Source organism: Streptomyces sp. I05A-00742 (assembly GCF_013055795.1).
Taxonomy (GTDB): Bacteria; Actinomycetota; Actinomycetes; order Streptomycetales; family Streptomycetaceae; genus Streptomyces.
In genome coordinates, this window is sequence record NZ_JABETO010000003.1 from 272,231 (window position 1) to 295,115 (window position 22,885).

The following is a 22,885-nucleotide window of genomic DNA, read 5'->3' on the forward strand; positions in this document are numbered from 1 at the left end:
CCGACAACACGCGCAAGACAAGTGTTCGTAGGCGCACGGCGCCCCGGTCACTTCCCCCGCGGGAGTGACCGGGGCCGGGTGAGGTGCCGCGTTCGGCCGGCTAGTGGCTGAGCGATCGCTCGGCGACGTGCGCGAGCCTGCTTTCGAATACCTTCGCCGCATCCGGCGTGATCGTCTTGAGCGCGACCATGCTCGTGAGAATCACGTCGCAGAGTTCGGTCTGTACGTCGTCCCACGTGTGGCTGTTGCCCTTGCGCGGGTTGGAGCCGGTGACGCCGTGGACTGCCTCGGCGACTTCGCCGGCCTCCTCGCTGATCTTCAGTACACGCAACAGACGTGCCATCTCCGGTGAGACGGTGCTTTCCGCGTCGAGCCATTCGACGAGCCGCTCGACGGTGTCCCAGGTCTCTTGCACGTCGTGCTCCGAGTTCTGTATCAGCGGGTGCGGTCATGGGTGCGGGGTGGGCCTGGTGGTGACGCTACCGGGGGTGCCGGGATGGCGGCGGCGATTCGTGCGGCTGCATCCGACGGGGTGCTGCCGGCCGTCTCGACAGTGAGCACCGTGACGCCCATGTCCCGGAGCGTATGCGCGGCCGGACGGTACAACTCGACCTCGCGGGTCGGCGCGGCATCGTGAGCCATGACGAGCAGGTCGTCGCGATACGCGACAGCAAGAACCCGGCCGGCCCGGCCCTGCTGTTGACCTACGACGCGCTCGCCGGCCTCGTGGGCGCGCTCCAACGTGGCGTATTGCGGTAACGAGGTACGGACCCCCGGTGCGCGCACCGGGGGTCCGCGGACTACGAAGCGTCGGCGGCCTCGTCGACGAAGGCGACCGCCCGCGCAGGGGCCGCGCTCGTCCCCGTGAGCTTCAGTGGGAAGAAGCCGACCATGAAGCCGGTCAGCGGCAGCGTGCCGAGGTTGACCAACTGCTGGACGATCAGCGCCTCCTTGTCCTGGATCGCGTAGTGGCCGTCCCAGATGTGCCCGGGGTCGCCCGTCTCCTGGAAGGCCCGGCGCATCGCGGGGATCGGGCGGTCCCAGCCGATGGCGTCGGTGCCCAGGACGGTGGCGCCCAGGCCGGTGAGGTAGCGGGTGCCCGCGCCGGACATGCCCGGGTAGGCGAAGTACTCGGGGTCGCCGAGCTTGTAGCGCTCCTGGCCGGTCCGGACGAGTACCGCGTCGCCGGGCTCGACGTCGCGTCCGGTCGCCGCGATCGCCTGCTTCAGGGCCTCGACCGGGATGGCCTCCCCCGGCTTCGCCCAGGGGCGCACGTCGAGGACCATGCCCGGCCGGTACAGCTCCTCCAGGTCGATGTCGCTCAGGGTGCGCGCCGGGCGCCCCTCGCACAGCCGCCCGCTGTGCAGCGGGGCGTCCACGTGGGTCCCGCAGTGGGTGCTGATCTCGCGCATGACCTCGCCGGCCGGGCCCTCGCGCCCGGGGAGGTCGTCGGGGTCGCACCCGAAGGAGGCGACCATGAAGTCCAGCCCCCACTCGTCGTGCGTGTGGTAGTCCATCTTCGGGGCGACCACCAGCGCCAGGTCAGGCATGCTCTCGGGGATCAGTTCGAGGTCACGGGGGTCGAGGGGGGATGTGAGGTCGACGATGCGGCTCATGTCGCAGTACCCAGCTCTCCGGTTTCCGGGGAAACCTTCTGACGTTCAGGAGTCGGCTTCCGGGGACCGGCCGATCAGCCCCCGTAGTTCGGTCTTCAGCACCTTTCCGTAGGAGTTCTTGGGGAGCGCGGCCACGAACAGGAAGCGCCGCGGCCGCTTGTAGCGCGCCATGTGGCCGAGGCAGTGCGCGTCCAGCTCGGCGGCGAGGGCCGCCTCCCCGGGGCCGTCACCGCCGTCCGCCCGGACCACGAAGGCGACGGGCAGTTCGCCCCACTCGGGGTCGGCCGCCCCGACGACCGCGGCCTCGGCCACCGCGGGATGGCGCAGCAGTCCCTCCTCCACCTCCCGGGGGTAGATGTTGGAACCCCCGGAGATGATGAGGTCCTTGGCGCGGTCGACGAGCGTGAGGAAGCCGTCCGCGTCCATCCGTCCCAGGTCGCCGGTGTGCAGCCAACCGTCTTGCAGGGTCCGGGCGGTGGCCTCGGGCGCGTTCCAGTAGCCGGTCATCACGGTGGCCCCGCGGACCAGGACCTCGCCGGTCGTCCCGGCCGGCACCTCCCGGCCGTCCGGGTCCGCCACCCGCACCTCGACGCCGGTCCGCGCCCGGCCGACGCCCGCCAGCCGGCGGGCCAGGCTCCCGGGATCGTCCCCCGCGTGGTCCTCCGGGCGCAGGTGGGTGATGGTGCCGGGCGACTCGCCCTGCCCGTAGCCCTGCCACAGCCGTTCCGGGCCGAAGCGGGCGATGATCCGCTCCAGGTCCTCCCCGTACATCGGCGCGCCGCCGTAGAGGATGCGGTGCACCCGGGGGACGAGCTCGTCGGGCAGCAGGGCGGGGTCGAGCAGGCGGCGCAGGATCGTCGGCACGGCGAAGAACGTCACGGGGCCGAAGGCCCGCAGCGCCTCCGCCAGGGTGTCCGCGTCCACGCGCCCGCCCCGGGGGAAGACCTGGGCCCGGCCGCGGGCGACGTGGGCGAGGCCGAAGAGGCCGCCGGCGTGCGACATGGGGGCGATGTGCAGCATCGACGCCTCGACGCCGGCCCCGATGTCGGTGAGGGCGCTGTCGGTGGCCGCCGTCAGGTTGCCGTGGGTGAGCGTCGCGCCCTTGGGGCGGCCGGTGGTGCCGCTCGTGTAGAAGAGCCACGCCGGGTCGTCCGCCGCCACCTCGGCGGGCGGACGGGCGACGCCGCGCCCGTCGGCCTCCGTCGGGTCGGCGGCCTCCGTCAGATCGGCGACGGACACCAGCGCGGTCGCGCCGAGCCCCTGGTCGTGGAGCGGGCCGGTCAGTTCGTCGGTGGCCACGCAGAGCCGCGCGCCGCAGTCCTCGGTCAGCTGCGCGAACTCCTTGGGGTGCAGGCGGGCGTTCATCGGCACGGGCACCAGCCCGGCCCACCAGACGCCGAACAGGACCTCGGGGTAGACCGGTGTGTTCCGCATGGCCAGCGCGACCCGGTCGCCGGGGCGCAGGCCGTGGGTGCGGAGCAGTGCGTCACCGATCGCCTGCGCGCGGCCGGCCAGGTGCCGGTGGTCGCGGAGGACCGTCGCCCCCTCGCACACGGCGGGGGCGGACGGGGCGGTGAGGGCCGCCCGGTACAGCAGTTGTGCGATGTTCACGCGTCCCTCCCCGGTGCCTCCAGCACGACGACCGCCGCGGCGGCCTCCTCGAAGCCCAGGAACCCGCCGCCGTTCTCTGCCACTCCGATCCGGGCGCCCGGCACTTGACGGTCGCCCGCCTCGCCGCGCAGCTGGGTGACCAGTTCGTGGATCTGCCCGACGCCGGTGGCCCCGACCGGGTGGCCGTTGCTCTCCAGCCCGCCGGAGGTGTTCACCGGCAGCCGGCCGCCGAGGGCGGTCGTGCCGCGCTCGGCCGCCGTGGCGCCCTCGCCCGGCGGGACCAGGCCCAGCGCCTCCACCTGGAACACCTCGCCGATCGCGGTGGCGTCGTGCACCTCGGCGAGCGAGACGTCGGCCGGGCCGAGACCGGCGCGTTCGTAGGCGGTGGCCGCGGCGAGCCGGGTGATCCGCCGGGCCTCCTCGTCGAGCGTCCGCCCGGTGCCCGAGGCGACGACGCTCGCCCGGATCCGTACGGCCCGGCCGGCGCCGAGCCGGCGGGCCGCGGCCGGCGAGCAGACCAGGGCCGCCGCGGCGCCGTCCCCGATGGGCGCGCACATCGGCTGGGTGAGCGGCGGGACGATCGTGCGCGCGGCCAGTACCTCGTCGACGGTGAGCGCCTCGCGGCGGGCGGCGCGGGGGTTGAGCGCCCCGTGCCGCCGGTTCTTGGCGGTGACGGCGGCGAGCCGGCGGGGGGTGCAATCGGGGTGGCGGCGCCGGTAGTCGGCGGTGAGGGCGGCGTAGACGTCCATGAACACCGAACGCCGACCGTCGGGAGCCGCGTCGGCCCCGGCCGCCTTCCGCAGGGACGCCAGCCCCTCCTCCCAGCGGGCGACGTCGAGCCCGCCGTGGAAGGCCGCGCGCAGCCGCTCCTCGTCGGCCCCGTACATCCGCTCGGCGCCGATCGCGAGCGCGATGTCCATCTCGCCGGCGCGGACGGCGGTGGCCGCGAGGTGCAGGGCGGCGGTGCCGGAGGCGCAGGCGTTCTCGACGTTGAACACCGGGACGCCCTCGACGCCCGCGTCGCGCAGGGCCGCCTGTCCCCTGATCAGGTGCTGTCCTTCCAGGGCGCCTTGGGTGGCGTTGGCGAAGAACACCCCCTCGACCGCTTCGAGTCCGACGCCCGCGTCGGCGAGGCACAGGCCGAGTGCCTCGCCCGCGAGCCCGCCGACGGTGCGGTCGGGGAACCGGCCGTACGCGGTACGGCCGACACCCAGCACGTACACGTCGTTCATGACCGGCCCGGACCCTGCGGGCCGTGCCCCGCGGGCACCCGGACGGTGTTGCGCAGGACGCCGATCCCCTCGACCTCCAGCTCGACCACGTCCCCGTCCTTCAGGTGCCGCCCGAGGTCGAACCCCGTGCCGGACGGCACGGTTCCGGAGCCGATCACCTCGCCCGCGTGCACCGCGCGGTCCCTGCTCAGGTGCACGACGGCGTCCTCGAAGCTGTGCTCCATCCCGTCGGTGCTCCCGCGCGACCACTCCTCGCCGTTGACGCGGGCGGTCATGGTGAGGGAGTACGGGTCGGTGAGCTCGTCGCGGGTGACGACGCACGGCCCGAGCGTGTTGGAGCCCGCGAAGTCCTTGCCCTCGCACGGCCCGACGCCGGCCCGCATCAGGGCGGCCTGGAGGTCGCGTGCGCTCCAGTCGTTGAAGACGGTGTAGCCGAAGATGTACGCGGGGGCGTCGGCGGGCTTCACGTCCCGGCCGGTCCGGCCCAGCACGGCCGCGAACTCCAGTTCGAAGTCGAGCTCCCGGGACCCGGTGGGCGCGGTGATCTCGTCCTCCGGCCCGCTCACCGCCAGGTGATCGGCCGTGTAGTACATGACGCGCTCGCGGAAGAGCGGGCTCAGGTCGAACTTCCCGCTGGCCATCAGCCGGTCGAACTCCGCGGCCGGGTCCTCCGCCGCCGCGGCCTGCCGCCGGGCCAGTTCCCGCAGGCCGCTCTCCAGGTGGGCGATGAACAGCCCGCAGTCGCGCAGCCGTACCGGCCGGGGCAGCGGCGCCAGCAGCCGGACGCCGTCCCGGGCGAGCAGGGCCTCGCCCGGGCGTCGCTCGCACAGCTCCCGCACCCGGTCCAGACCGGCCTCGCCGGACTCGATCAGGGCCTGGAGCGAGGCGAGTCCGGGGTCGCCGGGCGCGGCGGCGACCAGGTCGAGGACCACCGCGCCCTCGTCCAGCAGGACTCCGGCGCGGGGCGGTCCCGGCGGGGTCCCGCCGACGGGATTGGTGCTCTCGAATGTGACCAGGCGCATGACGGCTCCGATCGTGCGGTCGGTGATGGTCCCGGACAGGACTGCGGGAACGCGGGGAGGCCCGGGAGTGGCGTGAATCAACCGGTGGGCAACCGGTGAAAAGCGGTGCGGGAGGCGTGCGGCTCGGAACGGGTACCGCCACTTCTGCGGTACCAGGCGCCGTGAACCAGGACATTCAAGGCCCCCGACGCCGTCCACCCGTGGAAACTGGACGGTGGTCCAATCGTTGAACGCGCGGCACAGGCCGTCAAGAGCCTTGCCGGGATTGGTTTTCCGGACAGCTCGTGGCGTCCGACCCCTTCGATCGCCACCCGGCCCGTGGAACAATCACCCGCATGACTGGTCGTCGCGAGGAGTCCGCCCGGGAGAGCCGCCGGCGGCTGCTGGAGGCGGCGACGGAGCTGGTCGCCGAGGGCGGCCCGCGGGCCGCCTCCGTGCAGGCGGTCGCCGGCCGCGCGGGCATCAGCCGCGGCTCGGTCGCCTGGCACTTCGGCTCCAAGGAGGGCCTGATCGTCGAAGTGATCGCGCAGGCCTTCCGCAGCGCCGAGGAGGAGTACCGCCGACAGCTCCCGGAGACCGGCCCGCTCTCCTTCGACGCCCTGGTCGACGCCCACCTCACGGTCGTCGACGCCCCCTGCGGCCGGGTGTTCGCGACCGTGCTGCCGGACGTCATGGGCGGCCCGGGACCGCTGCGCGACGCCTATGTGCGGGGGTACGAGGGGACCCGCCGGGTCTGGGTCGGCTATCTGGAGCGGATCACCGCCCACGCCCCCGGCCTGCCGGACGCCAAGAGCCTGGCGTCGATCGTCTTCGGCAGCGGTGTGGGGGTGAACACCCTGCACGGACTCGACGGCCTGGTGGACCGAACCGAGGCGTTCACCGCCCTCAAGACGCTCTTCCAAATGGCCGGCGGAGCCACGGCGGAACGCGCCGGCTGAGGGCCGGGCCGGGCCACGTCCCGGGGCGGCCCGGGACGCGCCCGTCGCCGGGCACCGACGCCCGCCCACGGGCGAACGGCGTACGTGCGGATGTGCCCGGAGCCGGACTCGAACCGGCACGGCCCGAAGGGCCAGCGAGGTTTAAGCTCGCCGTGTCTGCATTCCACCATCCGGGCGGGCCCTCGGGCCACGCGTGCACGTACGCGCGCGCGGGTTCCCTTGAGGAGAACAGGATGAGCCTATCCGGGTGGCGCCCCCCAAACAGCGGAACACTGACCAGAGGTTGTCTTATTTTATGGGCAACTGAGCGCCTGTCAGTACAGCAATGACGCCATAGGCACATGCCAGCGGCCGATCCACCCCGTTCACCACTTCACCACCCCACCGGGGCACTCCCCCGGAATTGTCGCAATCTCGACGTCCCGCTCTCTTCCGGGCCCCCCGAGGCCCCCGCGGCCGCCGTCATACCCGAGGATGACCCGGCCCGCGGCCCGTACCTCTGGAGAGTGGCCCGGGAACGGGAGCCTGGGCTGATCCCGGCGGGGCAGACGGACAGGACCATGGAATCACGCCCCGATCCACGTCCGAACAGGAGTGCCCTCCGTGACCACCAGCCCCTACGGCACCCAGACCGCCGTCCGCACCGCCGCCGTGGCGGCCCGCGCCACGGATCTCACCAAGGTCTACGGCCAGGGTGAGACCCAGGTGGTCGCGCTGGACGCCGTCTCCGTGGACTTCCGGCAGGCCGAGTTCACCGCGATCATGGGCCCGTCCGGTTCGGGCAAGTCCACGCTGATGCACTGCATGGCCGGACTCGACTCGGTCTCCGGCGGCTCGGCCCGCATCGGCGACACGGAGCTGACCGCGCTCAACGACAAGAAGCTCACCCAGCTCCGCCGGGACAAGATCGGCTTCATTTTCCAGGCGTTCAACCTGCTGCCCACGCTCAACGCCCTGGAGAACATCACGCTGCCGATGGACATCGCGGGCCGCAAGCCCGATCAGAAGTGGCTGGACATGGTCGTCGACACCGTCGGCCTCTCCGGGCGGCTCAAGCACCGGCCGAACCAGCTCTCCGGCGGCCAGCAGCAGCGCGTCGCCGTCGCCCGCGCCCTCGCCGGCCGCCCCGAGATCATGTTCGCCGACGAGCCCACCGGCAACCTCGACTCCCGCTCCGGCGCCGAGGTCCTGGGCTTCCTCCGCAACTCGGTGCGCGAACTCGGCCAGACCGTCGTCATGGTCACCCACGACCCGGTCGCGGCCTCCTACGCGGGCCGCGTGGTCTTCCTCGCCGACGGCCGCATCGTCGACGAGATGTACGAGCCGACCGCCGACGCCGTCCTGGACCGCATGAAGGCGTTCGACGCCAAGGGCCGGACCAGCTGACCGCCCGGCAGCCAAAAGCCGACGTCAGCCGACTAGACCACCCGAACCCAGGACCACCTATGTTCCGTACCGCTCTGCGCAACGTCCTCGCGCACAAGGCCCGGCTGTTGATGACCGTCCTCGCCGTGATGCTCGGCGTGGCCTTCGTCTCCGGCACCCTGGTCTTCACCGAGACCTTCTCCAACGCCCTCCAGAACAGCTCGCAGAAGGGCTACTCCCACGTCGACGTCGCCGTCCAGCCCGACAAGGAGGACGACGACAAGGGCAGGCCCGGCGCCGCCCCGCTGCTGACCCAGCGTCTGCTGGACAAGGCCGCCACGGTGCCCGGCGCCGCCTCCGCGACCGGCATCGTGGACGGCCACGCCTACCTGTCCGGCAAGGACGGCGAGCTGGTGGGCCAGGGCTTCTCCCGGATCGGCTCCAACTACTTCCCGGGCAGGGACGGGAAGGACGCCCGCTACCCGCTGACGTCCGGCCGGGCGCCGCAGCGCGCCGGTGAGATCGCCGTCGACACCAAGACCGCCGAGCGCGCGGGCCTCAAGGTCGGCGACACCGTCCGGCTGTCCGTCAAGGGCCCGGTCCTCACCCAGAGGATCACCGGCATCGTCACCACCGACCGGGGTCAGGTCACCGCCGGCGGCACCCTCGCCCTCTTCGACACCGCCACCGCGCAGAAGCTCTTCGCCAAGCCCGGCCAATTCCACGAGATCGACGTCAAGGCGGCCCCCGGTACGTCCCAGGACCGGCTGAAGTCCGCGATCGACAAGATCCTGCCGCGCGATGCCGAGGCCACCACGGCCAAGAAGCTCGCCGACGACGAGGCCGAGATCATCGCCCAGGGCATGAACGGCATGAAGACCGGTCTGCTGGTCTTCGCCGGCATATCGCTGTTCGTCGGCATCTTCATCATCGCCAACACCTTCACCATGCTGATCGCCCAGCGCACCAAGGAGCTGGCCCTGCTCCGCGCCGTCGGCGCCAGCCGCCGCCAGGTCACGCGCTCGGTGCTCGTCGAGGCGTTCGTCGTGGGCGCGGTCGCCGCCGTCGCCGGTCTGCTGGCCGGCATCGGCATCGGCGCCGGGATGCAGTCGCTGATGCCCGGCGACACCCCCGACGGCCCGCTCATCATCCCCCCGAGCTCGATCGCCGTCTCCCTGGCCGTCGGCATCGGCGTGACGATGCTGGCCGCCTGGCTGCCCGGCCGGCGCGCCGCGAAGATCCCCCCGGTCGCCGCGATGAGCAGCGTCCACGCCGTCGCCACCACCCGGTCCCTCGTGGTCCGCAACACCATCGGCGGCCTGTTCTCCGCCGCGGGCGTCGCGGTGTCCCTCGGCGCGGGCGACGAGAAGGGGCTGGGCCTCGGCGCGGGCCTGCTGCTCATCGGTGTGTTCGTGCTGACCCCGCTGCTCTCCCGCCCGCTGATCGCCGCCGCGGGGCCCCTGCTGCGCCTGTTCGGGATGGCCGGGAAGCTCGCCGGACAGAACGCGGTCCGCAACCCGCGCAGGACCGCCGCGACCGCCTCCGCGCTGATGATCGGCCTCACCCTGATCACCGGCCTCACGGTCATCGCCTCCAGCGTCCAGCGGGGCGTGGACAAGATGGCGGCCGACTCCCTGAAGGCCGACTACGCGGTCGTCATGGCCAACCAGAACGACCTCTCGCCCGAGGTGGCGAAGAAGCTCGCCGCACAGCCCGGCGTCACGGCCGTCGGCGCGATGCGCGAGGGCGCCTCCCGCATCGACGGCGACAACGAGTACCTGAAGGGCGTGGACGCGGGGACCGCAGGCAAGCTCCTCGGGCTCGACTTCACCACCGGCTCGTTCGCCGGCCTGTCCGGCACCCGCGTGGTCGTCGACGAGGACACCGCCAAGAGCCACCACTGGAAGGCCGGTTCGTCCTTCGAGGTCACCTACGAGGACGGCAAGCGCGGCCGGCTCTCGGTCGGGGGCGTCTACAAGGGCAACGACATGTTCAACGGGATCATGGTGGACAACCGCACCCTGACCCCGCACCTGTCCGAGGCCGTCGACAAGCGGGTGCTGGTCAAGACCGCGAAGGGGGAGAGCGCCGAGACCAAGAAGGCGCTGCGCAAGGCCCTCGGCGACAACCCCGCGATCCAGGTCCAGAGCAAGGAGGACATCTCCCGCGAGGTCGCCCAGATGATCAACCTGATGCTGAACGTCCTCTACGGGCTGCTCGCCATGGCCGTGATCGTCGCGGTGCTGGGTGTCGTCAACACCCTGGCGATGTCGGTCTTCGAGCGCCGGCAGGAGATCGGCATGCTGCGGGCCATCGGCCTGGACCGCACCGGCATCAAGCGGATGGTCCACCTGGAGTCGCTGGTCATCTCGCTCTTCGGCGGGGTGCTGGGCATCGGCCTCGGAGTCTTCTTCGGCTGGGCCGCGGGCAAGCAGATCGCCACCCAGATGGCGACCTACGAACTGGCCCTGCCCTGGGGCCGGATGGCGCTCTTCCTGGTGCTGTCCGCCGCGGTCGGCATGCTGGCCGCCCTGTGGCCGGCGGGGCGGGCGGCCCGGATGAACATGCTCGCCGCCATCAAGGCCGACTGACGGCAGCCGTCACGGACGGGCCCGGCTCCCCCGCGGAGCCGGGCCCGTCCGTCGTCGTCAGGCCCGCCACTCCCGGGTGCGAAGCGGCAGTCCGGGATCACCGGATCCGGGGGTCCGTAGCGCCAGCACCTGGTTGACGCCGATGCGGTTCCGCTCGAAGGACAGCGCCGAGGCGGCCATGTAGAGCCGCCAGACCCGGGCCCGCCCCGGCGAGGTCAGCCGCACGGCCTCGTCCCAGTGCGCCTCCAGGTTGGCCACCCACCGCCGCAGCGTCAGGGCGTAGTGCTCGCGCAGCGCCTCCACGTCCCGGACCTCGAACCCGGCCTCCTCCAGCTGGGCCACGGTCCGGCCGACGGGCGCGAGTTCGCCGTCCGGGAAGACGTAGCGGTCGATGAACTCGTCGACCTTGTACGCCTCCTCGTCCCGCAGGGGCCGCCGGGCGATCTGGTGGTTGAGCAGCCGGCCGCCGGGCCTGAGCAGGGCGTACAGGTCGGCGGCGTACTCGGCGTAGCGCTCGCGGCCGACGTGCTCGGCCATGCCGATGGAGGAGATCGCGTCGAAGGGCCCGTCGGAGATCTCGCGGTAGTCCTGGACGCGGATCTCCACCCGGTCCGTCAGCCCGGCCTCGGCGATCCGCTTGCGGGCGTAGCCGGCCTGCTCCTCGGAGAGCGTGATACCGACCGCGGTCACCCCGTACTCGCGGGCGGCGTGCAGCACCATGGAGCCCCAGCCGCAGCCGACGTCGAGCAGCCGCATGCCGGGGGCGAGGCCGAGCTTGCGGCAGACGAGGTCGAGCTTGGCCCGCTGGGCGTCCTCCAGGGTGCCGCCGTCCTCCCAGTAGGCGCAGGAGTACACCATCGAGGGGCCGAGAACGCGCTCGTAGAAGGCGTTGCCGACGTCGTAGTGGTGGCTGATGGCCTGCTTGTCGCGGCGCAGGGTGTGCAGCGGCCCGTTCGTCCCGCGGGCCTCCTCCGGGGGCGGCGCGGGGGGCGTCCAGGGCCCGGTGAGCCTCAGCAGCTCCCGGCCCGCGGCCCGCAGCCGCGGGTCGCGGAGGGCGTCCAGGGCGGCCCGGGGGCCGGAGCGGCGGGCGGGTTCCTCGCCGCGCTCCCAGATCGACTCCGCGAGCAGGTCGAGGGCCGCGTAGAGGTCGCCCTCGACGTCGATGTCCCCGGCCACCCAGGCGCGGGCCAGGCCCAGTTCGCCCGGCTTCCAGAGCAGCCTGCGGAGGGCGCGGCGGTTGCGGATGACGAGGACGGGCGCGCCGGGCGGTCCTGCCTCGCTGCGGTCCCAGGCGCGGAGGCGGACCGGGAGCGGTGCCCCCAGTACCTGTTCCGCGAGGTCGGCGAGCCGTCGGGCGGCCTGGGCCATGTCGCACACCTCCATGATGAAGCGTCAGAAGATTGATTCATCTGACACCTAAACACCGGCGAGCCGTGCAGTAGTCCTTCCCTCCCGTACTGCGTCACCTTCACCCCGACGAGGCGAAATCGTCACGACGGCCGAGCGTCACCCGTCGTCCGGCCCGGCCCCGGGTACGCCGAAGGGCGGCCACCCCACGGATTCGGTGGACGCCCTTGTGCGGATGCCGTGCGCTGCCGGCGGGACCTCAGCCGGCCTTGGCCTTCTGGGTCGGTACGGCGTCGGCGGGCCGCGGAGCGGGCTTGGCGGCCTCGTAGAACTCCTCGCGGGGGTTCTCCATGGCGCCGAGCGAGACGACCTCGCGCTTGAGGAACATGCCCAGCGTCCAGTCGGCGAGGACGCGGATCTTGCGGTTCCAGGTCGGCATGGCCATGCCGTGGTAGCCGCGGTGCATGTACCAGGCGAGACGGCCCTTGAGCTTGATCTTCATCTTGCCCATGACGATCATCGCGACGCCCTTGTGCAGGCCGAGACCGGCGACCGCACCCTTGTTGGCGTGGCTGTACTCCTTCTGCGGGAAGCCCCGCATACCGGAGATCACGTTGTCGCCGAGGACCTTGGCCTGGCGCAGCGCGTGCTGGGCGTTGGGCGGGCACCAGGCGTTCTCGTTGCCCGCCTTGCGGCCGACGAGGTCCGGCACCTGGGCGTTGTCGCCCGCGGCCCAGATGTAGTCGGTGCCCTGCACCTGGAGGGTCGCCTGGGTGTCCACGTGGCCGCGCGGGCCCAGCGGCAGGCCGAAGCGGGCCAGCGCCGGGTTGGGCTTGACGCCCGCGGTCCACACGATCGTGTTGGCGTCGACCTCGAGGCCGTTCTTGAGCACGACGTGGCCGTCGACGCAGGAGTCCATCGAGGTGGAGAGGTGGATCTCGATCCCGCGGCTCTCCAGGTGCTCCTTGCCGTACTGGCCGAGCTTGGGGCCCACCTCGGGAAGGATCTTGTCCGCGGCGTCGACCAGGACGAAGCGCATGTCCTCGCGCTTGACGCTCCGGTAGTGCTTGGCCGCGTCACGGGCCATGTCCTCGACCTCGCCGATCGTCTCGGCGCCGGCGAAGCCGCCGCCGACGAAGACGAAGGTGAGCGCCTTGCGGCGGATCTCCTCGTCGGTGGTCGAGTCGGCCTTGTCCAGCTGCTCCAGGACGTGGTTGCGCAGCCCGATGGACTCCTCGATGCCCTTCATGCCGATGCCGTTCTCGGCCAGGCCGGGGATCGGGAAGGTACGGGAGACCGCGCCCATCGCGATGACCAGGTAGTCGAAGGGCAGCTCGTACGCCTCGCCGACGAGCGGCGCGATCGTGGCCACCTTGCGGTCCTGGTCGATGGTGGTGACGCGGCCGGTGAGGACCTCCGCCTTGGGGAGCACACGTCGCAGCGGCACCACGACGTGACGCGGGGAGATGCTCCCGGCAGCTGCTTCGGGGAGGAAGGGCTGGTACGTCATGTACGAGCGCGGGTCGACGACCGTGACGGTCGCCTCTCCGTACCGCATCTTCTTCAGGATGCGGCGCGCCGCATACAGGCCGACGTACCCACCGCCTACTACGAGGATCCGTGGACGCTCCGTGGTGCTCATGTTTCGAGTATCCAGCACACCCCGAAGGGGTGCTCGTGCGCCCCTTCACAAGACGCGGGGTGGTATCTGCTACACTGCGCCGCCCACGTGACCCACGCCATACCCCTCCGGGGGAACCACCGGGCCGGCGTGAGCGTTGATCACCCCCGCTGAGCTGGCCTTGCGTCCCTCGGCGCCACTGGACCAGGGCATCGCGACGGAGTGCCGGAACGTTCCTTCTCACCTGACAGAGCAAGGCCGTTCACGCTCATCGGGGCCACTCCGCACCCGGATGGGGGCCGGACGGCCCTGTTCCACGGCTCCGGGGCCATTTTTTCATGTGAAGGATTTCACGAACTTTTTCCGGACGCCGTCGGCGGCGCGTTTCCATGGGCGGCATATCAGGCGATATCGACGCCCTCGCCGGCGGCCCCGGACCCGCGTCAGGACCGCGCCGCGGCCTCCGCCTGCTCCGCCGTCCGCCACGCGATCCCGTCCAGGATGTCGTGCTCGCTGACGACCACGTCCCGCGCGCCGATCCGCTCCATCACGCACTGGAGCACCAGGGCCCCGGCGGCGATGACGTCGACGCGGCCCGGGTGCATCACCGGGATCGCCGCGCGCTCGTCGTGGGTGGAGGAGAGGAGGTGCGCGGTGATCTCCCGGACCCGCTCCAGCGGGATCCGCGCGTGGTGGATCGCCGTCGAGTCGTACGCGGACAGGCCCAGGGCGATGGCCGCCACCGTGGTCACCGAACCCGCCAGGCCCACGAGCGTCCGCGCCTCGCGCAGCGGAACCGTGCTCTCCGCCAGGTCGAGCGCCGCCTCGACATCGGCCTTTATCGCGGCGATCCGCTCGGGGGACGGCGGGTCCACGACCCGTCCGCCGGCGACGAGGTGACGCTCCGTCATCCGCACACAGCCGACGTCGACGCTCCGGGCCGCCCGGACACGCGTGTCGCCGACCACGAACTCGGTGGAGCCGCCGCCGATGTCCACCACGAGGAACGGCCGCTCCAGGTCGTCCCGTCCGGCCAGTTCCCTCGTCGCGCCGGTGAACGAGAACTCCGCCTCCAGGTCACCGGTGATGACCTCGGGCTCCACGCCCAGGACCGCCACGACACCGCGCACGAACTCCTCGCGGTTCGCCACGTCCCGGGACGCGGAGGTGGCAACGAACCGCACCCTCTCGGCGGCGAGTTCACGGATCACCCCGGCGTACTCGCGGCACGCCGCGAACGTCCGCTCCAGCGCCTCCGGCGCGAACCGCCCGGTGCGGTCCACGTCCTGGCCGAGCCGGACGATCGTCATCCGCCGGTCGAGCTCCTCGAACGCGCCGGTGGCGGGGTCGAGGTCCGCGACGAGCAGACGGATCGAGTTCGTACCGCAGTCGATCGCGGCAACGCGGGTCATGCGCACTCCAGCAGTCGGGGTCGGGCGCCGGGAGGCGCCGGGGAGAGAAAGAGGGGAACCTACTCCTCGGTGCCGCACGGCGTGACGCACGGCCCCTTGCGCCACCACTCCGGCAGCATGGCGATCGCCTCGTCGCCCAGCGGGTTGACCCCGGGCCCTGCCGCCAGCGAGTGGCCCACCAGCACGTGCAGGCACTTCACCCGGTCCGGCATGCCGCCCGCGCTGGGGAAGCCCTCCAGCACCTCGATCGCGTCGCGCCGCCGGATGTAGTCCTCGTGGGCGGCGCGGTAGGCGGCGGCCAGCTCCGGGTCGCTCTGCAGCCGGGCCGTCATCTCCTTCATCACGCCCTCGGCCTCCAGCGTGCCGATCGCGGAGGCCGCGCGGGGACACGTCAGGTAGTAGAGCGTCGGGAAGGGCGTGCCGTCCTCCAGCCGCGGAGCGGTCTCCACGACGTCCGGGTTGCCGCAGGGGCAGCGGTGGGCGATCGCCCGCAGGCCGCGCGGGGGACGGCCGAGCTGCTCCTCGAACGCGGCGATGTCCGCGTCGTTCGGCTCGGTGGGCTCGGTCTGGGGAGGAGGGGTGTCCATGTACTCGCTCGTGCTCGGTGGGTCGGATGGGCGGGCGGGTGGCGGGGTCAGCGGTGGCCGTCCGAGGAGTCCACACCGTCCCAGAGATTGATGTACCACGGCCGGTCGGCGGCGCCCTGGTCCCGGCGGTGCCGGTCCTTGCCGCTGCCGTCCACCACGGTGTAGCCGGTCTCGCCGGGCCGGACGTAGTGCAGGTGCTCGCGCGCCTGCTGCTCCACGTAGGCCGGGTCCTCCAGCCGCGCCTTCTCCTCGCGCAGCCGCTTCACCTGCTCCCGGGCGCGCTCGGAGCGGTGCCGCTGGTCGTCGATGTCCGAACGCTGGGTGACCCACTGCCGCATGGGGTAGGCCAGGGCGACGATCAGGGAGCAGACGACCAGCGCCAGCAGCGCCGCCCGGCCGGTGAGCCGGCTGCGCCGGGGCGGGCGGGTGCGCCGGCCCCTGGCGTCCGGCCCCTTGACGAGCGCCGTGCCGATCGCCTTGAGCCTGGTCGCGGTGGAGAACCGTTCCGCCGCCACATCGCCTCCCCGCTGCTCGCCTCACCGAAGCCGAACCGAAGCCAAAACCGTCCCCGGCCACGGTACGGGACCATGGCCGGGGACGGGGTGAAGGCGTGAGGCTTTGTCAGCCCCGTCCGCCCTGCTCGGCGCCGGGCGCTCAGCCCTGGCGGAAGCGCGGGAACGCGCTGCGGCCGGCGTACACCGCGGCGTCGTCGAGGATCTCCTCGATGCGCAGCAGCTGGTTGTACTTGGCGACGCGCTCGGAGCGGGCCGGGGCGCCGGTCTTGATCTGGCCGCAGTTGGTGGCGACGGCCAGGTCGGCGATGGTGACGTCCTCGGTCTCGCCGGAGCGGTGGGACATCATGCACTTGAAGCCGTTGCGCTGGGCCAGCTCGACGGCGTCCAGGGTCTCGGTCAGCGAGCCGATCTGGTTGACCTTGACCAGCAGGGCGTTGGCGGCGCCCTCCTCGATGCCGCGGGCGAGGCGCTCGGGGTTGGTGACGAACAGGTCGTCACCGACGAGCTGGACCGCGTCGCCGAGGCGCTCGGTGATGGTCTTCCAGCCGTCCCAGTCGTCCTCGAACAGCGGGTCCTCGATGGAGACCAGCGGGTACGCCTCGACGAGCTCGGCGTAGTAGTCGGTCATCTCGGCGGCGCTGCGGCTCTTGCCCTCGAAGGTGTAGACGCCGTCCTTGTAGAACTCGGACGCGGCGACGTCGAGCGCCAGGGCGATGTCCTGGCCGGGGGTGTAGCCGGCCTGCTTGATGGCCTCCAGGATGAGGTCGAGGGCCTCACGGTTGGAGCCGAGGTTCGGGGCGAAGCCGCCCTCGTCGCCCAGGCCGGTGGAGAGGCCCTTGGCCTTCAGCACGGCCTTGAGCGTGTGGTAGACCTCGGTGCCCCAGCGCAGCGCCTCGGAGAAGGACTCCGCGCCGATCGGCGCGATCATGAACTCCTGGATGTCCACGTTGGAGTCGGCGTGCGAGCCGCCGTTCAGGATGTTCATCATCGGAACGGGCAGCAGGTGCGCGTTCGGGCCGCCGAGGTAGCGGAAGAGCGGGAGGTCCGAGGCCTCGGAGGCGGCGTGCGCCACGGCGAGGGAGACGCCCAGGATGGCGTTGGCGCCCAGGGAGCCCTTGTTGTCGGTGGCGTCCAGGTCGAACATGGCCTGGTCGATCAGGCGCTGCTCGGTGGCGTCGTAGCCGACGAGCTCCGGGCCGATCTGCTCGATGACCGCGAGCACGGCCTTCTCGACGCCCTTGCCCAGGTAGCGGTTCTTGTCCCCGTCACGGAGCTCGATGGCCTCGAAGGCACCGGTCGAGGCACCGGACGGCACCGCGGCGCGGCCGGTGGAGCCGTCGTCGAGGCCGACCTCGACCTCGACCGTGGGGTTGCCTCGCGAGTCGAGGATCTCGCGAGCTACGACGACGTCGATGGACGGCACGAGGGTCTCCTTGGTGTGTGTCCGGGTACTCCAGCGTTCTGCAGCACGAGCCTAACGGGCGGCGGAGGGTCCACCCGCCCTCGGACCGCCACCCCGCCGGAAAAATGGCACAAACGCCGAGATGAAGGGATGAATGGGCGGCTGTTCGCTCAGCGGGGAACGGTTCCGGGAACCGGCGGGACCGGCCGCGGAAACGGCGGAGCCCCGCTCCGGTGCGGCCCGGAGGGGGGTCGGGCGCATCGGAGCGGGGCGGTCCCGCTGCGGCCGGGAGCGGGGCTCCGCGGGCCGGTGGTGTGGCGGGGAGGCGCCGGACCCCGCGCGTACGGCGGGGTCCGGCGTCCGTCCTCAGCTCAGGTGGAGCTTCTGGCCGGGGAAGATGAGGTCGGCGCTCTCCACGATGTCCTTGTTGCGGTCGTAGAGCTTCTCCCAGCCGCCCTTGACCTTCTTGGCCTCGGCGATCTTGGCGAGGGTGTCGCCTTCCTTGACCTCGTACTCGCCGTCGCCGACCTTGACGGTCTTCGGGGCGGCGTGCTTCGGCGCGGCCGGCTTGGCGGCCGGGGCCTCCTCGGCGGTCCGCTGGGGAGCGGCGTGCTTCGGCGCGGCCTTGCGCTCGCTGCGGTCGACGTGGCTCTTGCTGGAGCGCTCGCCGGTGGTGGTCTTGGTGGAGACCTTGCCGGAGCCGGAGGTGTCCACGTTCGCCTTGGCGCCGCCGGACGTCAGGCCGCCGGCACCGGCGCAGCCCCAGGCACCCGGGCCCTGCATGGCGAGGAGCTTCTCGGCGACGGCGATCTGCTGGCCCTTGGAGGCCAGGTCGGCGCGCGGGGCGTAGGCGGTACCGCCCGCGGCCTGCCAGGACGACTGCGAGAACTGCAGGCCGCCGTAGTAGCCGTTGCCGGTGTTGATGTGCCAGTTGCCGCTGGACTCGCACTGGGCGACGCGGTCCCAGGTCTCCACGGAGGCGGCGTGGGCGGAGGTGGCCATCATCAGCGGGGCGGCGACAGCGGCGCCGGTGACACCCGCGAGCGTGGCGATGCGAACGGCCTTGTTCGGACGACGGTGCTTGCCCTTGGACATGACTCGGTTTCCTCACCGGCGCCTACGAGGTGAGCTGTCGGGTTCGGGCGTGAGTTGCCCGGCCCGGTGCGTACACCGGGCTTCACCCCAAGCCGTTCCGGCACTCCGGTCGTTGACCGACGAGCCGTACCGGCGACCTACCTTGGTTCCCCCGCTCCTGCCTACGGCGCTTGCGCGACGACTCCCCCGGGCGTCGGCAGGATTCGGCGTGACGACCGTGGTGCTCGCGATGGCGAGCGGTGACGACGTTAAACACAGACGGCCGACGGGTTCAAACCCTCCTTTTCAGCCACCACCTGTGCCACCCACCCCCGGGAACTCACTGTTTCCGCAGGTGGGGGTTGATTCCCGGCATTCTGACGAGCCGTCTCCGCGCGGATGTCAACGAGACCCATGTCTCACTTTCATCCGGAACGGACATTCGACGCGAACCTTCCCGTCATTTCTTCAGTTCGAGTTGCTGGCCAGGGTGGATGAGGTCCGGATCGGCCCCGACGGCCTTCTTGTTGTCCTGGTACACCTTGTGCCAGCCGCCCTCGACACGGTGCTCCTGCGCGATCTCTGACAGGTTGTCACCGGGGCGCACGGTGTAGTCGTGAGCGGCGGGCCGCTCCGCACGCCCGCGCTCGGCACCGCGCGACGCGCGCTCCTGGTCCGAACCCGACGGCTCCGCGCGGTGTTTGCCGGTTGCCGCGCTCCCCTCGTCCGCTCCCTCGCGCTTGTCGTCCGCGCCGGGCGCACCGGTCGTGTCGGACGTACCCGGCGTGCCCGTGGGAGTGCCTGAGGGCTCAGGCGTGGACGGGGGCGTGGACGGGGACGTGGGAGAGGGCGTGCCGGACGGGGCCGGGGTGCCGCTGTCGGGCTTGCGGTGCTTGCCGCCGGACGGCTCGGGGGTCTCCGAGGTCTTGTCGGCGGACTTGTCGGAGGTCTTCCCGGAGGACGGGTCCGAGGACGGGTCCGGGGTTCCGCCGGACGGCTTCTCCGGCGTCTCCTTCTTCTCCTCTCCCTTCCCCTGGTCCTTCTCCTTCTCCGACGCCTTGCCGGGCGCCTCCTCCGACCGCTCCGGAGCCGGCTTCCCCGAGGACGGCGTGCGGGCCGGCTCCGGCGTGTCCTCCATGGCGCGGCCCGGGTTCACCTCGGGCGCCGGACCGGTCTTGGTCAGGTCCGACTTCACCGCGCAGGCGGGCCAGGCGTAGGGGCCGCGGGCCTCCAGGATCCGTTCGGCGACGGTGATCTGCTGGGCGCGGCTGGCCTGGTCGGGGCGCGGGGCGAACTCCGTTCCGCCATGCTTCTCCCACATCTCGTGGGTCATCTGGAGTCCGCCGAAGAACCCGTTGCCGGTGTCCGCGCTCCACAGCCCGCCGCTCTCGCACTGGGCGACGCGGTCCCAGGTGTGGACGTCCGCGGCGTCGGCGGTGGTGGCCCCGAGCAGGGGCATGGCGATTCCGGCGCCCGTCACTCCCGCGGCGACGACGGCTGCGGGCAACTGACGGGGGCGGCGATGTCGACCTTTCCCGGAGAGCATGCGACGACCTCTCGTGTGGCTGCTGCTGAATATGACGGTCGAACATAGCGACGGCCTTCAGGAGCCACAACCCACCGCCGTCAGGCCCCCGGGACGGTCAAGCCGAGTTGACGTATAGTCATGTGCCCGTCTGCCCGGGCTCCGGTGTGAAGCCGACGGGCAGCGTCCGCAGGCCCCGCATGATGAGCCCGCCGCGCCACCTCAGCTCGTCCGGATCAACGGAAAGCCGCAGGTCGGGGAGGCGCCGCAGCAACGTCGCGAGAGCCGTCCGGCCCTCCAGCCGCGCCAGCGGCGCGCCGAGGCAGTAGTGGATGCCGTGGCCGTAACCGAGGTGCTGATTGTCACTGCGGGCGAGGTCGAGCGTGTCGGGGTCGGCGAACCGCTCCGGGTCGCGGTCCGCCGCGGCGAGGACGACGAGCACGGGGTCGCCCTCGGCGACGCGCTGCCCGCCGATCGTCAGGTCCTGCGTGGCGAACCGCCAGGTGGCCAGCTCCACCGGACCGTCGTAGCGGAGCAGCTCCTCGATGCCCGTGGTGAGGAGGCTCTCGTCGCCGGCGGCCAGGGCGCTCTGGAGACGTGCCCGCTCGCCGGGGTTGCGCAACAGGGCGTACATCCCGTTGCCGATGAGGTTCACGGTGGTCTCGAAGCCGGCGAACAGGAGAATGAAGGCCATGGCGGCGGCCTCGTTCTCGGTCAGGTGCTCGCCGTGGTCACTGGCCCTGATGAGACCGGAGATGAGGTCGTCCCCCAGGGCCTCGCGCTTCCGGTGGATGAGCTCGGCCAGATAGGCGCGCATCTTCTTCACCGACCGCGCCACCCCGCCGCGCGGCCCTCCGCCGTGCCGGATCATCATCCCCGCCCAGTCCCGGAAGTCGTCCTGGTCCTCCGGCGGGACGCCGAGCATGTCGCAGATGGCGTAGATGGGGAGCGGGAACGCGAACTCGTGGATGAGGTCGGCCTCCCCGCGCGCGGCGAACCCGTCGATCAGCCGGTCGGTGAGCTCCTGCACGCGGGGCGCGAACTCCGCGACCCGCCGGGGCGTGAACGCCTTCGAGACCAGACGGCGCAGCCGGGTGTGGTCCGGCGGGTCGATGTTGAGCAGGTGCGTCATGAGGTTGGCGCTCCGCTCACCCGGAATGCCCACCTTGCCCTTGCCGTGCGCCGTCTCGGAGTGGTGCACGGGGTTCTTCGACAGCCGCTGGTCCGCCAGCGCCTGCCGGGCGTCGGCGTACCGGGTGACCAGCCAGGCCTCGACGCCGCTCGGCAGGGCGGTGCGGTGCACGGGCGCGTGCTCGCGGAGCCAGGCGTAGGCGGGGTACGGGTCGCTCGCGAACTCCCACGTGAAGAGGGGAGGGGTGGGGCCGGCGGCGGGGGCGGTGTGGTTGTCGTTCTTGTCGTGCACGTTCCGACGCTACTAGGCGGGCGCGGCGCCGGGGGCGCCCCGGTGGCGCGCCCGGCGGTGACTCAGTGGTGGCCGCCCCCACCGCTGCCGAAGGCTCCGCTGCTCCCCGGATTCCACTTCTTCCGCTCCTCCGTGAGCTCCTCCTCGTGGCTCCCGGGGTTCTTGATCTCGTGCGGCAGGACCCGCTCCCCCGGCCCCTCCGTCCGCAGGTGGTCGGCCTCCCGGTGCTCGGTGACGTAGCCGACGGAGTCGTCGTTGTCGTCGTGCCCCGGCCCGTGGTCCGGCGAGGAGGGGCCCTTGTCGTACTCCTCGCGCGTCTGCCACGCGCCCTGCCGCCGCTGCGGCTGGCTCGGCGGCGGCGGTTCCTTGTCTCGCCAGCGCCGTCCGTACGCGAAGGCGAGGAGGAGCAGGGCTCCGACGCACAGCCCCACGACGAAGGGGGCGATGCCGCCGACCCAGGCGGGCAGGGCGAGGACCATCTGATCGGTGCGCATGGAATGCGGGTACCCGGAGGGCGCCCGGACAAGACCGTCACTGAGCCGAACGGGTGTCCGGGAGCCCGGGACCGGGCGGTTACGTCTCGGGCGTCTCTGCGGCCTCCGCCGCCTCTGCCGCCTCTGCCGCCCGGATCGCGTCGCGGTAGGTCCGGGCGGCGGCCCGCAGCGCGGTCTCCGGTTCGACGCCGTCCGCCTCGGCCCGGACGGCCATGGCCAGCAGCGCGTATCCGACGCCCTCGCCGGCCGGGACGGCCACGTCGAGTCCCTCGGTCCGCACCCGGGACGCGAGTTTCGCGGCGAGCGCCAGGGCGGGCTGCCCCAGCGGGACGCCCTCGGTCACGGACGCGCGCCGCTTCTCGGCGGCCTTGGTGCGCAGCCAGTGCGCCTTGACCTCCTCCGGCGTCCCGGCCGACTCGTCGCCGAAGACGTGCGGGTGCCGGTGGACGAGCTTGTCGACGATGGTGCCCGCGACATCGTCGATCGCGAACGGCTCGTCGGGGTCGTCCTGGGCGATGCGGGCGTGGAAGACGACCTGGAGGAGAACGTCGCCGAGCTCCTCGCGGAGCGCCTCGCGGTCACCGGTCTCGATGGCCTCCAGGAGTTCGTACGTCTCCTCCAGGCCGTATTTCCCCAGGTCCTCGTGGGTGCGGATGCCGCTCCACGGGCAGGCGGCCCGGATCCGGTCCATGACCTGGACCAGGTCGAGGAGCCGGGCGCCGGGCAGGTCGTACGAACCGGGCAGCAGCTCCAGCGCGGGCATCTCCTCCCGGCCGGAGCCCGCCATCCGGGCCAGCCCGTCGGTCAGGGCCGACTCCCCGGCCGCCGAGGTGATCACGACGACGGTGCGGCCCCCGGACCGGCAGTGCTCGACGAGCTCCCGGGCGTCGAAGGAGGGGGACGCCGGGGACGCCTCCGGCGTCTCGGCGGTGACCCCCGCCTCCCGGAGGTAGGGCAGCAGCGGGTGGCCGGGGTCGGCGCAGAGCACCCGGTCGGCGGCGCGCAGCGTCTGCCACGCCGGCCAGGACAGCAGTCCGGGCGCGACGCGGTGGCTGGTGGTGAGCAGGACGATCCGGCCGGCCGCCGGGGACGCAGAGTCGTTCACCCTGT

Annotated in this window: 20 protein-coding genes, 1 tRNA gene and 1 riboswitch; of the genes, 4 read left to right on the plus strand and 17 right to left on the minus strand. The window is 72.2% G+C overall.

The genetic code is table 11. The features are described from left to right. Window positions 1–100 precede the first annotated feature (100 nt). Window positions 101–415 (minus strand): MazG-like family protein, encoded by a 315-nt coding sequence (locus tag HN013_RS04580; protein ID WP_171163195.1) that lies wholly within the window; start codon window positions 413–415, stop codon window positions 101–103. 170 nt (window positions 416–585) lie between these two features. Between HN013_RS04580 and HN013_RS04585 the strand changes: the two genes are divergently transcribed. After that, window positions 586–759, plus strand: coding sequence for a DUF397 domain-containing protein (locus tag HN013_RS04585; RefSeq protein WP_171163197.1), 174 nt, complete (start codon window positions 586–588; stop codon window positions 757–759). A 41-nt stretch (window positions 760–800) separates the two neighbouring features. On the opposite strand, the gene HN013_RS04590 is transcribed toward HN013_RS04585, so the two are convergent. The 4 genes from HN013_RS04590 to HN013_RS04605 are packed head-to-tail and all read right to left on the minus strand — an operon-like array spanning window position 801 to window position 5,481. Continuing rightward, window positions 801–1,616 carry a cyclase family protein gene (locus HN013_RS04590; RefSeq protein WP_171163199.1) on the minus strand — a complete coding sequence of 272 codons (816 nt, stop codon included), beginning with the start codon at window positions 1,614–1,616 and terminating at the stop codon, window positions 801–803. 45 nt (window positions 1,617–1,661) lie between these two features. Beyond that, window positions 1,662–3,227: an AMP-binding protein gene (locus tag HN013_RS04595; RefSeq protein ID WP_171163200.1), complete on the minus strand. Its 1,566-nt coding sequence runs from the start codon at window positions 3,225–3,227 to the stop codon at window positions 1,662–1,664. After that, window positions 3,224–4,459, minus strand: a complete 1,236-nt coding sequence (locus tag HN013_RS33580; protein ID WP_171163202.1) for a thiolase family protein — start codon at window positions 4,457–4,459, stop codon at window positions 3,224–3,226. The genes HN013_RS04595 and HN013_RS33580 overlap by 4 nt, the downstream gene beginning before the upstream one ends. Next, a complete protein-coding gene (locus HN013_RS04605; protein ID WP_171163205.1) occupies window positions 4,456–5,481 on the minus strand; it encodes a fumarylacetoacetate hydrolase family protein in 1,026 nt (341 codons plus the stop codon). The genes HN013_RS33580 and HN013_RS04605 overlap by 4 nt, the downstream gene beginning before the upstream one ends. Window positions 5,482–5,816: 335 nt before the next feature. Between HN013_RS04605 and HN013_RS04610 the strand changes: the two genes are divergently transcribed. Further along, window positions 5,817–6,419, plus strand: coding sequence for a TetR/AcrR family transcriptional regulator (locus HN013_RS04610; RefSeq protein ID WP_171163206.1), 603 nt, complete (start codon window positions 5,817–5,819; stop codon window positions 6,417–6,419). 93 nt (window positions 6,420–6,512) lie between these two features. Here HN013_RS04610 and HN013_RS04615 read toward each other — a convergent pair. Beyond that, window positions 6,513–6,595, minus strand: a tRNA-Leu gene (locus HN013_RS04615). 427 nt (window positions 6,596–7,022) lie between these two features. Between HN013_RS04615 and HN013_RS04620 the strand changes: the two genes are divergently transcribed. Together HN013_RS04620 and HN013_RS04625 are read left to right on the plus strand one after the other, a co-directional pair. Continuing rightward, window positions 7,023–7,805, plus strand: coding sequence for an ABC transporter ATP-binding protein (locus HN013_RS04620; RefSeq protein WP_171163207.1), 783 nt, complete (start codon window positions 7,023–7,025; stop codon window positions 7,803–7,805). Window positions 7,806–7,864: 59 nt separating this feature from the next. Next, window positions 7,865–10,375, plus strand: a complete 2,511-nt coding sequence (locus HN013_RS04625) for an ABC transporter permease (protein ID WP_171163208.1) — start codon at window positions 7,865–7,867, stop codon at window positions 10,373–10,375. A gap of 57 nt (window positions 10,376–10,432) precedes the next feature. On the opposite strand, the gene HN013_RS04630 is transcribed toward HN013_RS04625, so the two are convergent. The 11 genes from HN013_RS04630 to HN013_RS04680 all read right to left on the minus strand — a co-directional run bounded on the left by HN013_RS04630 (window position 10,433) and on the right by HN013_RS04680 (window position 22,880). Continuing rightward, window positions 10,433–11,743, minus strand: coding sequence for a cyclopropane-fatty-acyl-phospholipid synthase family protein (locus HN013_RS04630; RefSeq protein ID WP_171163209.1), 1,311 nt, complete (start codon window positions 11,741–11,743; stop codon window positions 10,433–10,435). A 238-nt stretch (window positions 11,744–11,981) separates the two neighbouring features. Further along, window positions 11,982–13,364 (minus strand): NAD(P)/FAD-dependent oxidoreductase, encoded by a 1,383-nt coding sequence (locus HN013_RS04635; RefSeq protein ID WP_171163210.1) that lies wholly within the window; start codon window positions 13,362–13,364, stop codon window positions 11,982–11,984. A 422-nt stretch (window positions 13,365–13,786) separates the two neighbouring features. After that, a complete protein-coding gene (locus tag HN013_RS04640; RefSeq protein WP_171163211.1) occupies window positions 13,787–14,755 on the minus strand; it encodes a Ppx/GppA phosphatase family protein in 969 nt (322 codons plus the stop codon). A 59-nt stretch (window positions 14,756–14,814) separates the two neighbouring features. Next, window positions 14,815–15,342: a DUF501 domain-containing protein gene (locus tag HN013_RS04645; RefSeq protein ID WP_171163212.1), complete on the minus strand. Its 528-nt coding sequence runs from the start codon at window positions 15,340–15,342 to the stop codon at window positions 14,815–14,817. Between the two features lie 47 nt (window positions 15,343–15,389). Beyond that, a complete protein-coding gene (locus HN013_RS04650; RefSeq protein ID WP_171163214.1) occupies window positions 15,390–15,857 on the minus strand; it encodes a septum formation initiator family protein in 468 nt (155 codons plus the stop codon). A gap of 139 nt (window positions 15,858–15,996) precedes the next feature. Then, complete coding sequence (eno, locus tag HN013_RS04655) at window positions 15,997–17,280, minus strand: phosphopyruvate hydratase (RefSeq protein WP_171163216.1); 1,284 nt, start codon at window positions 17,278–17,280, stop codon at window positions 15,997–15,999. Window positions 17,281–17,625: 345 nt separating this feature from the next. Continuing rightward, a complete protein-coding gene (locus HN013_RS04660; RefSeq protein ID WP_171163218.1) occupies window positions 17,626–18,354 on the minus strand; it encodes a transglycosylase family protein in 729 nt (242 codons plus the stop codon). 4 nt (window positions 18,355–18,358) lie between these two features. Continuing rightward, a riboswitch (cyclic di-AMP (ydaO/yuaA leader) is annotated at window positions 18,359–18,533 on the minus strand. A gap of 260 nt (window positions 18,534–18,793) precedes the next feature. Next, a complete protein-coding gene (locus HN013_RS32675) occupies window positions 18,794–19,792 on the minus strand; it encodes a transglycosylase family protein (protein ID WP_283247508.1) in 999 nt (332 codons plus the stop codon). A gap of 205 nt (window positions 19,793–19,997) precedes the next feature. Next, window positions 19,998–21,281 (minus strand): cytochrome P450, encoded by a 1,284-nt coding sequence (locus HN013_RS04670; RefSeq protein ID WP_171163222.1) that lies wholly within the window; start codon window positions 21,279–21,281, stop codon window positions 19,998–20,000. A 62-nt stretch (window positions 21,282–21,343) separates the two neighbouring features. Continuing rightward, window positions 21,344–21,775: a DUF6479 family protein gene (locus HN013_RS04675; RefSeq protein ID WP_171163224.1), complete on the minus strand. Its 432-nt coding sequence runs from the start codon at window positions 21,773–21,775 to the stop codon at window positions 21,344–21,346. Window positions 21,776–21,854: 79 nt separating this feature from the next. Continuing rightward, complete coding sequence (locus HN013_RS04680) at window positions 21,855–22,880, minus strand: nucleoside triphosphate pyrophosphohydrolase (RefSeq protein WP_171163226.1); 1,026 nt, start codon at window positions 22,878–22,880, stop codon at window positions 21,855–21,857. Window positions 22,881–22,885 lie beyond the last annotated feature (5 nt).